Annotated in this window: 11 protein-coding genes; 1 reads left to right on the forward strand and 10 read right to left on the reverse strand. The window is 67.3% G+C overall.

Going from position 1 to position 16,415, the window contains the following annotated elements:
- Positions 1 to 59: 59 nt before the first annotated feature.
- Together QFZ23_RS22575 and QFZ23_RS22580 are read right to left on the reverse strand one after the other, a co-directional pair.
- Positions 60 to 1,781 (reverse strand): Ig-like domain-containing protein, encoded by a 1,722-nt coding sequence (locus QFZ23_RS22575; RefSeq protein ID WP_306926408.1) that lies wholly within the window; start codon positions 1,779 to 1,781, stop codon positions 60 to 62.
- A gap of 169 nt (positions 1,782 to 1,950) precedes the next feature.
- Positions 1,951 to 2,832, reverse strand: coding sequence for a DMP19 family protein (locus tag QFZ23_RS22580; protein WP_306926410.1), 882 nt, complete (start codon positions 2,830 to 2,832; stop codon positions 1,951 to 1,953).
- Between the two features lie 239 nt (positions 2,833 to 3,071).
- Between QFZ23_RS22580 and QFZ23_RS22585 the strand changes: the two genes are divergently transcribed.
- Positions 3,072 to 6,497 carry a DEAD/DEAH box helicase gene (locus QFZ23_RS22585; protein ID WP_306926411.1) on the forward strand — a complete coding sequence of 1,142 codons (3,426 nt, stop codon included), beginning with the start codon at positions 3,072 to 3,074 and terminating at the stop codon, positions 6,495 to 6,497.
- Here the strand turns inward: QFZ23_RS22585 and QFZ23_RS22590 are convergent.
- The 8 genes from QFZ23_RS22590 to QFZ23_RS22625 all read right to left on the reverse strand — a co-directional run bounded on the left by QFZ23_RS22590 (position 6,408) and on the right by QFZ23_RS22625 (position 16,260).
- Positions 6,408 to 6,938, reverse strand: coding sequence for a hypothetical protein (locus tag QFZ23_RS22590; RefSeq protein ID WP_306926413.1), 531 nt, complete (start codon positions 6,936 to 6,938; stop codon positions 6,408 to 6,410). The genes QFZ23_RS22585 and QFZ23_RS22590 overlap by 90 nt on opposite strands.
- 272 nt (positions 6,939 to 7,210) lie before the next feature.
- The gene (locus QFZ23_RS22595) at positions 7,211 to 9,529 is read right to left on the reverse strand and encodes a bifunctional SulP family inorganic anion transporter/carbonic anhydrase (protein ID WP_306926415.1); all 2,319 of its coding nucleotides are present in this window, start codon (positions 9,527 to 9,529) and stop codon (positions 7,211 to 7,213) included.
- A gap of 401 nt (positions 9,530 to 9,930) precedes the next feature.
- A complete protein-coding gene (locus tag QFZ23_RS22600; RefSeq protein ID WP_306926417.1) occupies positions 9,931 to 10,791 on the reverse strand; it encodes a phosphogluconate dehydrogenase C-terminal domain-containing protein in 861 nt (286 codons plus the stop codon).
- Between the two features lies 1 nt (position 10,792).
- The gene (locus QFZ23_RS22605; protein ID WP_306926419.1) at positions 10,793 to 11,629 is read right to left on the reverse strand and encodes a sugar phosphate isomerase/epimerase family protein; all 837 of its coding nucleotides are present in this window, start codon (positions 11,627 to 11,629) and stop codon (positions 10,793 to 10,795) included.
- On the reverse strand, positions 11,626 to 12,501 hold the full coding sequence (locus QFZ23_RS22610) for a triose-phosphate isomerase family protein (protein WP_306926421.1): 876 nt from the start codon (positions 12,499 to 12,501) through the stop codon (positions 11,626 to 11,628). The genes QFZ23_RS22605 and QFZ23_RS22610 overlap by 4 nt, the downstream gene beginning before the upstream one ends.
- Positions 12,485 to 12,955 carry a ribose-5-phosphate isomerase gene (locus QFZ23_RS22615; RefSeq protein ID WP_306926423.1) on the reverse strand — a complete coding sequence of 157 codons (471 nt, stop codon included), beginning with the start codon at positions 12,953 to 12,955 and terminating at the stop codon, positions 12,485 to 12,487. Before QFZ23_RS22615 ends, QFZ23_RS22610 begins: the two co-directional genes overlap by 17 nt.
- Positions 12,952 to 14,724, reverse strand: a complete 1,773-nt coding sequence (locus tag QFZ23_RS22620) for a dihydroxyacetone kinase family protein (protein WP_306926425.1) — start codon at positions 14,722 to 14,724, stop codon at positions 12,952 to 12,954. Before QFZ23_RS22620 ends, QFZ23_RS22615 begins: the two co-directional genes overlap by 4 nt.
- Before the next feature lie 171 nt (positions 14,725 to 14,895).
- Complete coding sequence (locus QFZ23_RS22625; RefSeq protein ID WP_306926426.1) at positions 14,896 to 16,260, reverse strand: MFS transporter; 1,365 nt, start codon at positions 16,258 to 16,260, stop codon at positions 14,896 to 14,898.
- Positions 16,261 to 16,415 lie beyond the last annotated feature (155 nt).

Raw genomic sequence — 16,415 nt, forward strand, 5'->3', positions numbered from 1 at the left:
CCGGCCCGGCGCTGCCCATTCGGGCGGCGCCAGGCCGGAGGTCCTGTGAAGCTGCGCGGCTACCTTCCTGTGGTGAAGCTCCAGGAAAGGCCGCTGAGCGGGTTCCCGCCGGCATCCTTGATGCTCGCGGAAATAGTGGCCGTGTACCTCGTGTTGGCCGCCAGCGTCACGTTCGGGTTCAGCGTTGCTACCCGGGTGGTGGCGTTGTAACTGACGGCGTAGCTCACAAGTGCCCCCGTTGCGGCGTTGCGGAGGGCGAAGGTGCCGTTGGCCACGCCGGTGACCGTTTCACTAATCGTCGCCGTGACGTTGGCCGTGCGACTGACCGCGGTCGCGTTCGCTGCCGGCGACTTAGCGGTCACCACCGGGCGTGGGCCCGTCGTGAACACCCAGGAGTTCGCGGCAATCGGATTGCCGGCGATGTCTGTGATGCCTGCAGTCAGGGCTACCGTGTGCTTCCGGTCGGCAGTGAGCGTTACGTTAGGGTTGAGAGTGGCCACACGGGTCGTGGCGTTCCAGGTGACGGGAGCCGCGATCACCGCCCCTGCGGCGTTCTTCAAGTTGAAGGACGCGAATCCTATGCCGGCGATCGGCTCACTGAAGGTTGCCGTGACGTTGGCCGTCTGGCTGACCATCAGCGAGTTGACGGCCGGAGCCTTGGCGGTCACCACGGGAGCCACGGTGTCGACGGTGACGGCCAGGGACCCGGCGGAGCGTGTTTCGATGCCTGCAGGGCTGACCTCCCCGGCCGTCACCGTGTGGCGTCCGTTGGCCAACGCCCGGTTGGACGTGATCGAGTAGCTACCGTTCGCGGCCACTGCTCCCGAGCCGCTGGCCGCGCCGTCGATGTAGAGGTTGACGCTCGCGGCGTCCGGCAACGCGACGGCACCCGTGAAGCTTGGGGTGGTGCTGCGCGTGATGTTGTCCGTATTGAAGCGGCCAGTGTCGGTGGCGGCCGTCAGGTCAGGTGTGCTCGGCCCCTTGGCCAGGGGCGCCGTGCACGGAGCGGCGGGTCCGCCGATCCCCGCGTACTCGAAAATCGTGACTTCATTGCCGATCGCGGCGGCCCGTCCCAGCCACAGTCCCCGGCTTTCAGAGGTGGTGGTTGATGATGCGCGGTCTGCGTCGGACACGCCATCCGCGCCAACTCCGGTGAGGCCGGTCCAGGTGGCTGTCCAGGTGGTGAGGCCCGGTCCGTCGTATTTAACGACGCCGTCCTCGCCTGATCCCGGGGCACCGGCACGCAGCGTGCGCCGCCCGTTCAGTGCGAACGACTGGTTGGCTGCCACGACCCTGGCTTCCAGCTGGTCCGCCGGAAGCTGCCCGCCGCCGGGTGCAACAGCGGTGCCCTTCATGACCACGGTGCTGGCGTTGATCTTGGTGGCCGGCTGCGTGACGGTGACGTTCCCCACGGACGTCTGGTCGCCGACGTCGGGGGCTGTCAGAACACGGACCACATCACCCGGGCGGATGTCCGGGGTGGTGCCTTCCCAGCATCCTCCGCCGGGGTGGTTGACTTCCACGATGCCGGCCGCAGGAGTCAGGACCGACGACGTGCCGATGACTGCGCCGCCGCGAAGCACCTGGATCGTGGGATGATCGCCCGCTGCGTACCCTTCGGCTGAGACCATGTCCCGTTCCGGGAAAACGGTGATGATGTGTGTACCCGGGTCGCTGATGACGGCGAAAGCCGGAACAACCGCGGTCGGAACGGCCAGCGCCACCAGCGCGCCAGCCGTGATGGCGGCTGCCAGACGCGGACGATTTCTTGCAGGTTTCATGGAAAGCTCCCCTCAAAGGCCCCAGATTTCACCCGGCTGAGACCCAGCGAGGTGATCCTCTTCAGGTCCATGATCTGAAGAGGATGCCAGTATCTGGACGCCACGTTGGGGAAACCTTTAACCAAAAGCTGCGGGACCCCTCATCGAGGGGTCCCGCAGAACCGCGGTGCTACGCCTCCACCAGGTCCTCGTCCAGGTCCTCGTCCAGTTCTTCGAACTCGACGGCGGCGACGATTTCCTTGGTGTCCGGGTTGAGCATGAAGGCCTCGTCGTCGTCCTCGATCATGAGGAAGTCGCCATGGTCCGTGCTGAAGCGCCACGCGAGCACCGTCTCGCCGTTGTGGTCGTAGTTCGGATCGCCCATGGTGATTTTCTGCAGCTCGAACCCCGCGATGTCGCACAGCTCGCGGATGATGACCTCGAATTCCGGGGCGTTCTCCAGGGCCTCTTCCTCGGCCTCGGCGCGGCGCTCTTCGAGGTCCGGCAGCGCCGCCACGCGCTTGGCGATGTGTGCGGTGAGCTCGTCGTCGTTCAGGACCAGCAGGTCTTCCTGTCCGCGCAGCCAGGCCGCGTTGAGGGCTACGATGTCCTCCGTTTCGAGGAGCGATTCGAATTCGGCGTCGAGGTCCTCCATGGCCTGGACGCGTTCCGGGAGCTCGCCGTCCTCCTCGGCGTCGGCCTCGCCGTCCAGGTAGATGTCCGCTTCCTCCTCGGACAGGGAGTCGAATGCCTCCACGGTGCGGTCGAAGAGGTCAACGTGCCCGGCGGCGCCCATGCCTTCCAGGCCCTCGCGGATGTAGGCGTCAAGCTCTCCACGGTCCGGGGCGGTGAAGACGTACTGCGCAAAGCCGCCGCCCAGGGACTGCGTCAGGTAGAAGTCCACGAAGTAGCTGCGCAGGGCGTTGGGCGCGATCTCCCCCGAGCCGAGGAGCTCCTGGTACATGCTGTTCACCACGGCAACGTTGGAATCAACAATCTCTTCGTCACTGGCACTGTTGCCGACTGCGGCGCCTTCGACGGTCAGGACAACGGGGTATTCGCTGGAAGTCATGGGAAATCCTTACTGCAGAAAGCCGGTGATGCTCAGTACTCTCTCAACGTACGCGCCGCATGCAGCCCGCAGGTTTAGGGCGAAGTGAACGTCAGGCGAAGTTTGCGCCGCAGCCCCCTAAGGGACAAAAGCAGGAGAGCCCGACGGCGGGCGGCGGCAAATTTGAGGGCCCCTCCCGCCCGACTAAGATGGATCAGATAACCTGCAGATTTTCGACTTGCCGAAAGTAGCGCGCACCCATGCCTTCCCAACCGGACGACAGTGCGGCACTGGCAATCCAGACCCCCGCGATCAACGACCGCTCCCTCGCGGCCGGGCTCGCTTATGCCATGGGCGGCCGCGTCTCCGGGATCTCCTTTGACGCCGCCACCGGCCTGATGCTCGGCAAGGTCCGCGGCGGCTCCGAGGTACCGTATTCCACCACGGCCAAGCTGGTCCGCAAGGGCGGCGGCTGGAGCTGCACGGTGGGCGTCTGCAGCTGCCCGGTCCGCAAGGACTGCAAGCACGTGGCCGCGCTCCTGTTCGCGGCCGAAGACAACGCGGCCGTGAGGGTGCAGCTGCTGTCCCCCGCTGACGTCTCGCGGGTGTCGCGGGAAAAGTCTGTGCCGGCGCTCTCGGACTGGGAGCAGGCACTCAGCCCCCTGATTTCGCAGGCCGGCCCTGCCCAGCAACGCGGCGGCACTCCCCTGGCCCTGCAGTTCGAGGTGGAGGAACCGGCCCCGCACTTCTCCTACACAGGCCGCCGGGATCCGCTCCGCAGCGTCCGCCAGCTCAAGGCCCGCCCGGTGATCATGGGTGCCAAGGGCAAATGGATCCGCGGCGACGTCTCGTGGAACACGCTGAGCTACCTGAGCTTCAAGCGCGAGTGCAACCAGGCCCATGTGGAGTGGATGCAGGCCTTCCTCGCCGCACACACAGCCGGCGCGAACCGGGCGGCGTACTCGTCCTCGTCCCTCTGGCTGGGGCTGAATACTTTTGCCGGCAAGAACATGTGGGGCCTGCTGGAGGAGGCCAGGCAGATCGGCGTCGCGCTGGTGCACAGCCGCAGCCAGGAACCCGTGAAGGTGGCGGCGGAACCTGCGGCGGTGGGCCTCAACCTGGGCCGCTACGGAAGTGACACCCAGGACGGGGGACTGGAGCTCGCGTCCACCATCACGGTCGACGGTACCGAGGTTGATCCGGCGTCGGTAGGCACCATCGGCCGCCCGGCGCACGGCATTTTCCTCATCTCCAGCGGGGACGCGCTGCCGGGGGTCGCCGCGGACGAGACAATCACCCTTGCCCCGCTGGAGAGTGGACTGAGCGAGGAACTGCTGGCCTTCGTCACGGCGGGCAGCACGCTGCACATCCCGGCACGGGATGAGGGCCGCTTCCTCACCGGCTTCTACCCCAAGCTGAAGCAGACTGCGCGGGTGACGGCGGCGGACGAGTCCGTCGAGCTGCCCGAGCTCGCCATCCCGACGCTCTCGCTGCTGGCCAACTACGGCACCGACCACCGCGTGCGACTGCACTGGGAGTGGCACTACAAGTCCGGCACCATCGTCACGGCACAGCCGCTCTGGCGCCATCCCGGAGACCACGGCTACCGTGACGATCCAGGCGAGGCCCGGATCCTGGAGGCTGTAGGCCAGCCGTGGGACGTGGTGCCCAAGCTCGGTGAGTCAGCCACCGGCGGCTGGGGCACGCCGCGGCTCGCGGCCACCGCGGAGCTGAGCGGGCTGGACACCCTGGCTTTCACGGAGGAGGTGCTCCCCCGCCTGAAGGCCACCCCCGGCGTCGAGGTGGACACCTCCGGCGACATCGCGGACTACCGGGAGGCCGAAGAGGCGCCGGTGGTGGCGATTTCCACCAAAGCCACGGACCAGCGCGACTGGTTCGACCTTGGCATCGTGATCACCCTCGAGGGCCAGCCGGTGTCCTTCGCGGCGCTCTTCTCCGCCCTCGCCGCAGGACAGACGCGCATGCTGCTGCCCAGCGGCGCGTACTTCTCCCTCGACCTGCCCGAGCTGCACCAGTTGCGGGCACTGATCGACGAGGCCCGCAGCCTTCAGGACAACAAGGATGCTCCCCTGCAGATCAGCCGGTTCCAGGCCGGACTCTGGGATGAACTTGCCCAGCTGGGGATCGTGGACGAGCAGGCGGCCGCCTGGCGCACAGCGGTGGGTGGGCTGCTGAAGGAGGGCGTCCAGGGCCTGCCGCTGCCGGCCACGCTCAACGCCGAGCTGCGCCCGTACCAGCTGGAAGGCTACAACTGGCTGAGCTTCCTGTACCGCCACAGCCTCGGCGGCGTGCTCGCCGACGACATGGGCCTGGGAAAGACGGTCCAGGCCCTGGCCCTGATGTGCGCGGCCAAGGAACACGCCGCGTCTTCCGCGGACATTAAGGAAGCGGACGCAAAGGACCCCACAACAGTGGACGACGGCGGCGCGCCCTTTTTGGTGGTGGCGCCCACCAGCGTCGTGGGCAACTGGGAGGCCGAGGCAGCCCGCTTCGCGCCCGGCCTTACGGTCCGCGCCGTCGGCGAGACCTTCGCCAAGAGCGGCGCCGATCCCGCCGAGGCCATGGCCGGGGCGGACATCGTCATCACGTCCTACGCATTGTTCCGGATCGACTACGAGTCCTACGCGGGACGGCGCTGGGCCGGGCTGGTGCTGGACGAGGCCCAGTTCGTCAAGAACCACCAGTCCAAGGCCTACCAGTGCGCCCGCAAGCTTCCGGCGGCGTTCAAGCTGGCCATCACCGGCACGCCGCTGGAGAACAACCTCATGGAGTTCTGGGCCCTGACGTCCATCGTGGCGCCCGGGCTGTTCGCCAGCCCCTCGCGGTTCGCCGAGTATTACCAGAAGCCGGTGGAGAAGAACGGCGACAAGGGGCAGCTGGATAAGCTCCGCCGTCGGGTCCGTCCGCTCATGATGCGCCGCACCAAGGAGCAGGTCATCAAGGACCTGCCGCCCAAGCAGGAACAGGTCCTCGAGGTGGTGCTCAACCCGCGGCACCAGAAGGTCTACCAGACCCACCTTCAGCGCGAGCGGCAAAAGATCCTGGGCCTCATCGAGGACGTGAACAAGAACCGATTCACCATCTTCCAGTCGCTGACTCTGCTGCGCCAGCTCAGCCTGGACGCCTCGCTGGTGGATGAGTCCCTGTCCGGCGTGCGGTCGAGCAAGCTGGACGTCCTGTTCGAGCAGCTCGAGGACCTGGTGGCCGAGGGCCACCGCGCCCTGATCTTCAGCCAGTTCACGGGCTTCCTGGGCAAGGTCCGTGAGCGCCTGGTCGAGGAGAACATCGAGTTTTGCTATCTCGACGGCGGCACCCGGAATCGCACCGACGTGGTCAACGAGTTCAAGAACGGCGCGGCCCCGGTGTTCCTGATCAGCCTCAAGGCCGGCGGCTTCGGCCTGAACCTGACCGAAGCCGACTACGTGTTCCTGCTGGACCCGTGGTGGAACCCGGCGTCGGAAGCGCAGGCCGTGGACCGCACCCACCGCATCGGCCAGGCCAGGAACGTCATGGTGTACCGGCTCGTGGCCAAGGACACCATCGAGGAGAAGGTCATGGCGCTCAAGGCCAAGAAGTCACAGCTGTTCGCCGACGTGATGGAGGGCGATGCACTCTCGGGCGGTGCGCTCACGACGGAGGACCTGGCGGGACTCTTCAACGACTGACGGATACTGCGGGGCCAGTTTCCCAGGCGGCAGCCCGGCCTGCATCGCTGCAGCCGGGGCTGGCCGAAGACCGAAAGCACTCCGCTTACTGAACCACCGCCCCAGGGCCTTGCCCTTGCCCTTCCACCAGCTGTCCTCATCCGTGTCGGTGCGCCACCGGTAGATCAGCACCATCAGCACAAACATCCCGGCTGTGACGTTCGGCCACACGCCGGTGGCAGCATCGAGCAGCGCCCTCACCGCGGTGGCCAGGATCGCCGGCGGTGCCAGGGTGCGGAAGACAGTGTTGGCCAGGTACCGCCGGTGGGAGCGTGGCACTGAGAGCAGGCGGACCATGTCGGAACAGGCGCACACCACCACCACGGCCTGTCCCAGCGTGAGCAGGATGGACCCCGACAGGGATCCGGCGAACTGTACCGCTGACGCCAGCCCGGAACTCACGGCCTGCACCCTTCCATGTCGTCTCCTCCGTCGCTTGCGCTGTTAGTGGCACAGCTACCTGCGTCGCTGCACTGCTGCCTGCACCGCGGGTGTGTCAGACCATTCAACGGCGCCCTGCCGGGTAAGTCACGGGGGCCGGCTACCCGTCTTTTCCGCCCGCATCACTCGCCCCTCCTCAGCGGTACGCAGTCCGGCGGCCTGTCGCTGATTGGCCGCCGGACTGCGTACTCTGTTCACCGGACTGCGTACTCCGTTCAGATATGGCTCCCCCGTCAGGCCGGGGACAGCTCCTCGGCCCGCGGCAGCGGATCCAGGTGGCTGATGCCGGTGGGCGTGATCTGCAGGACCCGGGCCGTGGCGATGTCATAGAACAGGCCCGTCACATGGACGTCACCGCTCCGGACGGCGTCCTGCAGGGTGGCGTGCCATTGCAGCTGCTCAAGCTGGACGGCAACGTTGACCATGGCCAGCTGGTCCACCGCGCCGTACCCGGCCTGCTCCGCGGCAACCTGGACCGGGTGGCCCGCATGGAACGACTCCAGGCTCGGCCGGCCGTGGTCCAGCCAGGACTCGACCGGGCAACGTTCCTCTTTGCCGTCGGAGCCCTCGCCCCCAGCAGGTCCGGCGAGCAGGGCGGTCATGGCGCCGCAGCCGGAGTGGCCGCAGACCACCACCGACGTGACAGAAAGCTCGTCGAGGGCGAACTTCAGGGATGCCTCGACCGACGGTTCGAGGCGGTCGCTCCCCACTACGTTGCCCACGTTCCGGACCGTGAACAGGTCCCCCGGGCCGCTGCTGGTGATCAGGTTGGGCACCAGCCGGGAGTCGGCGCAGGTGATGAACAGCGTGTCGGGATCCTGGAAGGTGGACAGCTCCTGGACGTGCGGACGCAGCAGGTGGGCGTGCCGGCGGTGGTAACTGTCCACGCCGTTGAGCACCGAGCGCACCGGAGCCGGGACATTCCCGGCTGCCCCTGCGGCCAGCGGTGCGCTGTGACGCTGCCAGCTCCGCCACGGTGCGAAGCCGCCGCGCAGCGCGGAGCGCGATGACCCGCGTGCGGGAGTTCCTGCCTGGGCGGCGTGCAGGGTGGCGGTGCCGGTTTCCTCGATCTCGACGCTGCCTCCGTTGTTGACGTGCCTCACCCGCCAGGCCTCCAGGGTGTCGTGGACCGGATGGTCCAGGTAATCGACGTCGAGCTCCACCGTGACGTGGGCTGCCGGCGGAACGGCGGCCAGCACCTTGCTCAGGCGGGGAAGCGACAGGAACGTGCAGGAGCCGTCGATGACCACCCGCCAGCGGCCTTCAGCTGCTCCGCCGAGGGGCTCCGCGTGGATGCTGGCCCGGACCACGCGCCATACGACCAGCAGCACGGCCAGGGCGAGCCCGATCAGCACCCCGGCGAGAAGATTGACGAACACCACCGTGAGCAGCGTGGCGGCGTAGACGGTCAGGTCACCGGTGACACGCGCCGTCTGGAAATCGGCCACCTTTACGAGGCGGATACCGATCATGATGAGCAGCCCGGCAAGCACGGCCTCGGGGACCAGCTGGATGACTCCAGCCAGCAGCAGCGAGAAGACGAGCACCCAGACGCCGTGAAGGATGGCGGACTTGCGGGTCCGCGCGCCGGCCTCAAGGTTGGTGGCACTGCGCACGATCACGCCGGTGACGGGAAGCCCGCCCAGCATGCCCGACGTCACGTTGGCGGCGCCCTGGCCGAGAAGCTCGCGGTTGAAATCAGTACGCTCGCCGTGGTGCATCTTGTCGACGGCGACAGCGGACAGCAGCGACTCGACGCTGGCCACCAGGGCGATGGTGACGACGCCCACCGCGATGGCGGTCCACTCCCCCTGCGGCAGGTGCGGAAGCGAGAGGGCGTCCAGCAGCGACCCGTCAAAGGTGATCCGGTCGACGTCGGAATTGAACGGCAGCGACAGCAGCGTCGCTGCCACGACGGCGACGAGCGGACCGGGCACCCGGCGGATTGCGGCCGGCATGTACTTCCATCCGGCGAGCAGTGCGATTACCACAGCCCCCAGGAAGGCGGCCTGCGGGTCGACGGTTGCCAGGCTGTCCGGCAGGGCCAGGATGTTATGCAGTGCGGCCTCGCCCGCTTCGGCGCCGAGCATCACATGCAGCTGCTGCAGGACGATGATGATGCCGATGCCGGCAAGCATGGCATGCACCACCACGGGTGCGATGGCCAGCGCCACGCGTCCCACCCGCGCCATCCCCAGCAGGACCTGCAGGACCCCGGCCGCCACGGTGATGGCACAGGTGACGGGCCAGCCGAACTGTTCGATGAGGCCGGCGACGATGACCGTCAGGCCCGCAGCGGGGCCACTGACCTGCAACGGTGCGCCACCCAGGCTGCCGGCCACGATGCCGCCGACCGCAGCCGCGATCAGTCCCGCCATGACCGGAGCGCCCGACGCAGCGGCGATGCCGAGCGACAGCGGAACAGCAACGAGGAACACCACCAGGGACGCCGGCAGGTCCCAGCGAAGGCCCGATGTCAGGCGTGTCAGGGCCGGTATCCGGCTCCTGCCGGGGTGGATGGGGTCTGGATCCATGGCGGCTGGCGAGGGCATATAAGTCCTTAGCTCGTTCGAAGGGTCCTGATCCACGCTATTGACGCCCCGACACAGCCCGCAAGGGTACCGCCCGTGAGAAAAAACACGAGGTCAAACGGGACATAAAGCGAAAACTAGTGCACTAATCCATTCGTTTGCATAAAGCACGCGCCACCCTGGCATGCGGTGTTCCGCATGCCGCAAGGCCTCCCCGCCGGGCAGGAAAAACGACCGCCGTTCAAGTCACATAGCCCCCTGTGCGGGTGACCGGGTGTTCACCGGAGAAAAGAATTTGCGACGGCGGGTCCCGCGGCCGCCCGGATGGTCACCAATTCGGCTGCTGAAGATCTGTTAAACAGCAGTGGATCCATCCCGGGGGATGGATCCACTGCTGTCAGAGCCGGTGCTGGCGGGCGGCGTTAGCGCTTGACGGCGTTCAGTTTCAGCATCTTGGCGATGACGCCGTCGAGCTCGGAGTCGTCGAAGATCTTCTTCCAGTCGTCCTTGATGATGGTGTCCTTGCCGTACTGGATGGCGATTTCGCAGGCCTCGGAGAACGGGTTGGAACCGCGCAGGGCGTTGGTGAGGGCTATCTGCACGTGGCCGAACAGCATGGCCTTAGCCGCCTCCTCGGGCACGCCGGCGGTGTGGACGGTCTCGTGCAGTGCCTCGTTGAGAAGGGTGCCGATCATGCAGGCCACGGTCTCCACGAGGGTGGGCTCGAGGATGGCGAGCTGCTTCACGGTGACCCAGTGGACGTCGATCACGGGGGCGTAGATGGTGCGGATAACGGCCTCGGCCGAATCGCGGGTCGCTGCCGGCGCGTCCTCGTCGATGGCTGCAACAACGTTCTGCGGCGCGCCCTCGCCGCCGAAGGTGTCGGCCCATTCTTCCTTGGTGGTGCGCTCCAGGAACACCGACGGGTGACACGGGTGCGCAACGGCCTGGACGACGTCGTCGCGCTTTGCCAGCAGCCCGGCGTAGGCGGCGGCCGGGTCCAGGGTGAGCAGGATCGCGCCAGCCTTCATCTGGGGCACGACGCCTTCGGACACGACGCCCAGAACGGTGTCCGGGACAGCGAGGATTACCACGTCGGCGCCCTTGACGGCGTCATCGGTGGCGGTGATTTCACGGCCTTCGGCGCGGACACGGTCCTGGCCCGCCAGGGAGTTCTCGCTGTAGAAGACGGTGTGGGCGCTCTTCTGGAGGTTCCGGGAAACGCGCATCCCCATTTTGCCACCGGCTCCGATGACGGCGACGGTCAATTGTTCTGCTGACATTTCACTTGCTCCTTAGGAAATCGATGCTTTGCTGGGTCCACTGGTTTTCGAGGCGGATGGTTTCCGCTTCGGAGTCCTGCCACGGCAGCCAGTGTTCGACGATCTGGTTGATGTTTCTTTCTTTGGGCTGAAGCTTCCGGGCCATGTAGTCGTAGTCCAGAAGGCCTTCGCCGAGCGGCGCGCCGGAGTATGTGAACCCGACCCACCCCTCCTTGCGGCTGAACGCAAAGTCTTTGATGTGCATGTTCAGGACATAGGGTGCGACGGCGTCAATCACCTCGTGCGGCGACTCCAGGGCCGCCACGGTGTTGGCGGGGTCGCTGCACACGCCCAGGTACAGGCTTCCGACGCGCTCTACGACCTCCAGGATCCGGGAGGTGGGGACCTGCTCGTAGGTCTCCACCGCGATCCGCACCCCGGCCGCCTTGAACTCGGGTAGGACCTCGGTGAAGATCTCCACCGCCTCGTCCGCCGTCGGGGTGTGGTCCGGGGTATTGAACATGGTCCGCAGCAGCGGCGCCCCCAGGATCTTGGCGATGTGCAGGAACCGGCGCAGGTGCTCCGGCCGGATCCCCTTGGTGCCCAGCTCGAGGCTGATCCCGAGCGAATCGGCGGTGGCCCGCACGGCCCGCAGTTCCCCGTCGCTCATGGTTTCCAGCGGTGCATAGTCGCAGATCTGGAACAGGTCCACGCCCAGGGCCGCGGTCCGCTCCAGCGCCTCGGGGATGCTCAGCGGACGGGAAACCCGGTCCGAAAGCTGCCAGAAGAACGCGTAGCTGCTCAAACCAATCCTGGAAGCCGCACCAAGCCTTGAACCCTGGCCAACCGTGGCGCTCATGCCCGGCCCCCGACCGGTTCCAGGAGAGCGGGTTCCACCAGGCCGAGCCGCTGTGCGGCCTCGTCCAGGATGTCCCGCACTGCCGACGGGTCGTGGGCGAAGCGGCCCAGGAACAGTCCGGCGACGGCGGGGCAGAGCTGGCTGATGAGGCCGGGGCCGGCGCTGCCGCCGTAAATGACCCGGCTGCCGTCCTGGCCCGGGCGGCTGCGCAGGTGGGCGTCCAGTCCGGTGATGACTTCGCTGATGAACTCCGGCGAAGCCGGTTCGGCTGCGCCAATGGCCCACTGCGGCTCGTAGGCCACGATGGTGCGCCCGGTGCTGCCGAGGCTTCCGGCACGGTTCAGGACGCCGTCGATTTCACGGATGCAGTGCTTGATGGCATCCGCCGCGGTGCCGCTGTCGGGTTCGCCCACGCACAGCACCGGGGTGAGGCCGTTGCGGTAGGCGGCCGCGGTCTTCAGCCCGATTACGTCGTCGTCCTCACCGAAGATGCGGCGCCGCTCGGCGTGGCCCACCTCGGCGTACCGGCCGCCGGTTTCGGCCACCATCTTGCCGCTGACCTCGCCGGTGAAGGCTCCTTCGTCCTCCCAGAAAATGTCCTGGGCACCGGTCGCCGCCCCGGCGGCGGACAGGATCCGGGCGCACTCGGGCAGCACCGGGTGGGCCGGCAGGGCGAACAGTTCAATGTCGCCGCTGCGGACGGCCGGGTGGGCCGAGGCGATCTCGGCCACGTCCCGGCACCAGTCCAGCGTGCGTTCGTAGCCGAAGTACATCTTCAGGCTGACGCCGATGATCGCCCTTGGGCGTGCGGAGCCGGATGAACCAGCAGCGCGTGTACAGCCGCCGGCGGCGGGATCAGCAGGAAGTGACACCTTCGTAGTCCTTAATCAGGGTGACTTTCTCGGCGGAGGCCGAGGACTCGTCAAAGGTGTAGGTCAGCCATTCCTTGGCGAGGCGGCGGGCGAGTTCCAAGCCCACGACGCGCTGGCCGAAGGTGAGGACCTGGGCGTTGTTGCTCAAGATGGAGCGCTCAACGGAGAAGCTGTCGTGGGCGGTGACGGCGCGGACGCCGGGGACCTTGTTCGCGGCGATCGCAACGCCCAGGCCCGTGCCGCAGACCAGCAGGGCGCGGTCGGCCTTGCCGGCGGCGATGAGTTCGGCGGCGGCGATGGCTACGGACGGGTACGGGGTGTGGCTGGTGGCGTCCACTCCGACGTCCTGCACGGACTCGACCAGTTCACTGGCTTCCAGGTCCGCCTTCAGGGCTTCCTTGTACTCGAATCCGGCGTCGTCGGAACCGACGACCAGGCGCAGTTTGGCGCTCATGCATTCTCCTTAGTGGTGGTTGCTGCAGCTTTCGCCTCGGCGAAGGTGTTGTGGATTGCGCGGACGATCAGCGCCATGGATACGGCACCGGCGTCCGGGGTGCCCATGCTCTTCTCGGCGTGCGGGCGTGCCCTGCCCATGAGGGGCAGCAGGTTGGCGGTTTCCTCGGCGGCCTGCTGGGCCACGGTGGCTGCCGCGCCCCAGGCGTCGGTGAGGGACTGCCCGGAGCCGACGGCGGCGGACAGGGCGTCGCGGAACGGAACCAGCACGTCCACGAGGGTCTTGTCGCCCACCTTGGCCTTGCCAAAGCCCATGATCGAGGCGGCGGCCTCCGCCACTCCGGCAGCGACAGCGCCGGCGTCGGGCGCGTTGCTGTCCCCGACCGCGTCCCCGACTGCCCGCAGGGCCATGCCCCAGAGCGCACCGGAGGTGCCGCCGGCCCGGTGGGCCCAGGCGTCGGCGGCCAGGTGCAGGGTGCTGGCCGCACCGGCACCGCGTTCGACGGCGTCGGTTGCGGCCTCGACCGCTGCCCGGACACCTCGCTCCATGCCGATGCCGTGGTCGCCGTCGCCGGCGATCGCATCGATGCGGCCCAGTTCCTCGACGTTCGCGTCGATGACGTCCTTGGCGGCGCCGAGGGCGGCCAGGACGCGGACTGCGGCTGCACGCGACTCGTCCGTGGCTTCCGGGATCGCCACATCCTCTGCCGCTTCCGCGGACAGCTCGTCGGCGTTCAGGGCAGCAGTGTCGAGGGCAGCGGCCGTGACCGCGCCGCGGCGGAAGGCCGGGGCGTCCGCGGGTGCGTTCCAGAGGGTTTCGAGTTCCTCGTCCAGCCAGAACAGGGTCAGCGAGGTGCCGGCCATGTCGAAGCTGGTGACCAGCTCGCCGACCTGCGGGTCAACGGCTTCCAGGCCGGCCTCGGCGAGGAGCTGGGCGACGCGGCGGTAGACCACGAACAGTTCCTCGTACTTGACGCTGCCCAGGCCGTTGAGGATCGGGACCACGCATGACCCCCGGACCTGAAGGCCCTCCGGAACCTCCGTAAGCAGCCGGCCCACGAGCAGTTCGGCGAGCTCATCCGCCGTCGGGATGTCTGTTTCATCGATGCCGGGCTCGCCATGGATGCCCATGCCCACGGCCATCCGTCCCTCGGGGACGGTGAACAGAGGGTTCTCGGCCCCGGGAAGGGTGCAGCCGGTGAACGCGACGCCGAAGGAGCGGGTTCGATCGTTGGCACGTTCGGCGATTTCGACGGTGCGGTCCATGCTGTAGCCGGCCTCGGCAGCGGCGGCCGCGACCTTAAAGACCGTCAGGTCGCCGGCGATGCCGCGCCGCTTGGCGCGCTCCTCCAGCGGAGCGGAAGAGACGTCGTCGGTGACGGCGATGCTGCGGCAGTCGATGCCCTCGCTGCGCAGGCGCTCCTGGGCCTGGGTGAAGTGCAGGACGTCGCCGGCGTAGTTGCCGTAGCCCAGCAGGACCCCGGCGCCGTTGTTGGCGGCCTTGGCCACGCCGTAGACCTGCTGCGCCGAGGGGGACGCGAAGAGGTTGCCCATCGCGGCGCCGTGGGCCAGGCCCTGGCCCACCAGGCCGGCGAACGCCGGATAGTGGCCAGAGCCGCCGCCGATCACCAGTGCCACGGTATCCGGGGTGCTCTTAGTGCTGCGGGCCACGCCGCCCGAAACGCGCCGCACCCACCGGCCGTGCGAGGCAACAAAGCCCTCGATCATCTCATCAGCGAACGCTGCAGGTTCATTGAACAGGCGGGTCATTTGCGGTTTTCTCCTGAAGTGACAGTGGGCCGGCGGTTGAGCTTGGGGCCCCAACCGCCGGGTTCCCTGACCGAGCTTGCGAGGTTAGGGGGTGGCGGGGGACGAAATGGTTTGGCGTGGTTGCGCCCTCCTTGGGAGAGGGCGCAACCGGCCTTGGGTGTCGCGGGTTTCCTAGGGCTCGGAGTGGTGTCCGGCTCCCGCGGGGTCCAGGGCTTCGGCCGGAATGCCTTCGCTGACCTTGCCAGAGCGGCTCAGCACCACCATGAGGATGGAGGAGAGGAGCATGAAGCCGCCGACGACGAACATCGGAACCGTGTAGCCGCCGGTCCAGTCCTTAAGCCAGCCCGTGATGTATCCGGCGCTGAAGCCTGCCAGGTTGCCCACGGTGTTGATCAGGGCGATGCCGGCAGCGGCAGCCGCACCGGTGAGGAACTGGGTGGGCACGGTCCAGAAGTTGGGCAGTGCGGCGAAGATGGACATGGCCGTGATGGTGATGACCGCGATGGTGGCTGCCGGGGAACCGGCGAACAGGGCCAGCGGGATGCTGACGCCGCCGACGAGGGCAGGGACCGCGATGTGCCAGGTCTTCACGCCCCGCTTGGTGGCGTCCTTGGACCAGAAGTACAGGGCGGCCGCGGCGGGCAGGTACGGGATCGCAGTGATGAGGCCCTTCTGAAGCACGTCGAACTTGGTGCCGTAGAGCCCTTCGAAGCCGGCGATGATGGTGGGCAGGAAGAAGCCAAGGGCGTAGAGGCCGTAGATGAAGCCGAAGTAGATGGCCGCCAGCATCCAGACGCGGCCGTTGCCGAAGACGGTGCGGACGCTGACGTGCTTGTTGCTGGCGGCGGTTTCCTCCTTTTCCTTTTCCAGGGCGCCAGTCAGCCAGGTCTTCTCTTCGGCCGTCAGCCACTTGGCCTTGGCCGGGGAGTCAGCCAGGTAGAACCAGGCAACGATGCCGATGATGATGGCGGGGACGGCCACACCGAAGAACATGACGCGCCAGCCGGCGAGGCCAAAGAGGCCGTGCTGCTGGATGAGGAGGCCGGCCAGAGGGGCACCGATGACGGTGGTCAGCGGCTGGGCCAGGTAGAAGAGGGCGAGGATCTTGCTGCGGTGCCGGGCCGGAACCCAGAGGCTCAGGAAGAGGATGGCGCCCGGGAAGAAGCCGGCCTCGGCCACACCGAGGATGAAGCGCAGGATGTAGAGCTGCTCAACGTTGCCAACCCAGGTGAACAGGAGCGAGACGATGCCCCAGCTGACCATGATGCGGGCCAGCCAGCGCCGGGCGCCGAACTTGTGCAGGGCCAGGTTGCTGGGGACTTCGAGCAGGATGTAGCCGATGAAGAAGACGCCGGAAGCGAAGCCGAACTGCGCCGCGCCGAGGGCGAGGTCCGTGTTCATGCCGTTGGGGCCGGCAAAGGAGATGGCCGTGCGGTCCAGGTAGTTGATGAAGAACATCAAAGCGACGAACGGCACCAGCCGGATTGCCACTTTCCTGATTGCAGATCTTTCGACCACCGATTGTGTGGTGTCCACATTGACTCCTAGATGTTGGTAGCCCCGGCCGCGTCCTGCTCTGGATGCTTGGGGGTTTGTCTCAATGCCGTCCGCCGGAAGGAGACCGGCATTGGCTACGCGTTGTGAGATCAACCATACGGCCGGACGGGCAAATTGGTCAACCGGTTGACGGA

The organism is Arthrobacter globiformis (genome assembly GCF_030818015.1).
Lineage (GTDB): Bacteria > Actinomycetota > Actinomycetes > Actinomycetales > Micrococcaceae > Arthrobacter > Arthrobacter globiformis_C.

Coding starts and splice junctions, on each gene's coding strand:
- QFZ23_RS22595 (WP_306926415.1), bottom strand. CDS start 9,529: ATGCCCTCGCCAGCCGCCATGGATCCAGACCCCATCCACCCCGGCAGG.
- QFZ23_RS22620 (WP_306926425.1), bottom strand. CDS start 14,724: ATGACCCGCCTGTTCAATGAACCTGCAGCGTTCGCTGATGAGATGATC.
- QFZ23_RS22605 (WP_306926419.1), bottom strand. CDS start 11,629: ATGAGCGCCACGGTTGGCCAGGGTTCAAGGCTTGGTGCGGCTTCCAGG.
- QFZ23_RS22575 (WP_306926408.1), bottom strand. CDS start 1,781: ATGAAACCTGCAAGAAATCGTCCGCGTCTGGCAGCCGCCATCACGGCT.
- QFZ23_RS22600 (WP_306926417.1), bottom strand. CDS start 10,791: ATGTCAGCAGAACAATTGACCGTCGCCGTCATCGGAGCCGGTGGCAAA.
- QFZ23_RS22615 (WP_306926423.1), bottom strand. CDS start 12,955: ATGAGCGCCAAACTGCGCCTGGTCGTCGGTTCCGACGACGCCGGATTC.
- QFZ23_RS22585 (WP_306926411.1), top strand. CDS start 3,072: ATGCCTTCCCAACCGGACGACAGTGCGGCACTGGCAATCCAGACCCCC.
- QFZ23_RS22580 (WP_306926410.1), bottom strand. CDS start 2,832: ATGACTTCCAGCGAATACCCCGTTGTCCTGACCGTCGAAGGCGCCGCA.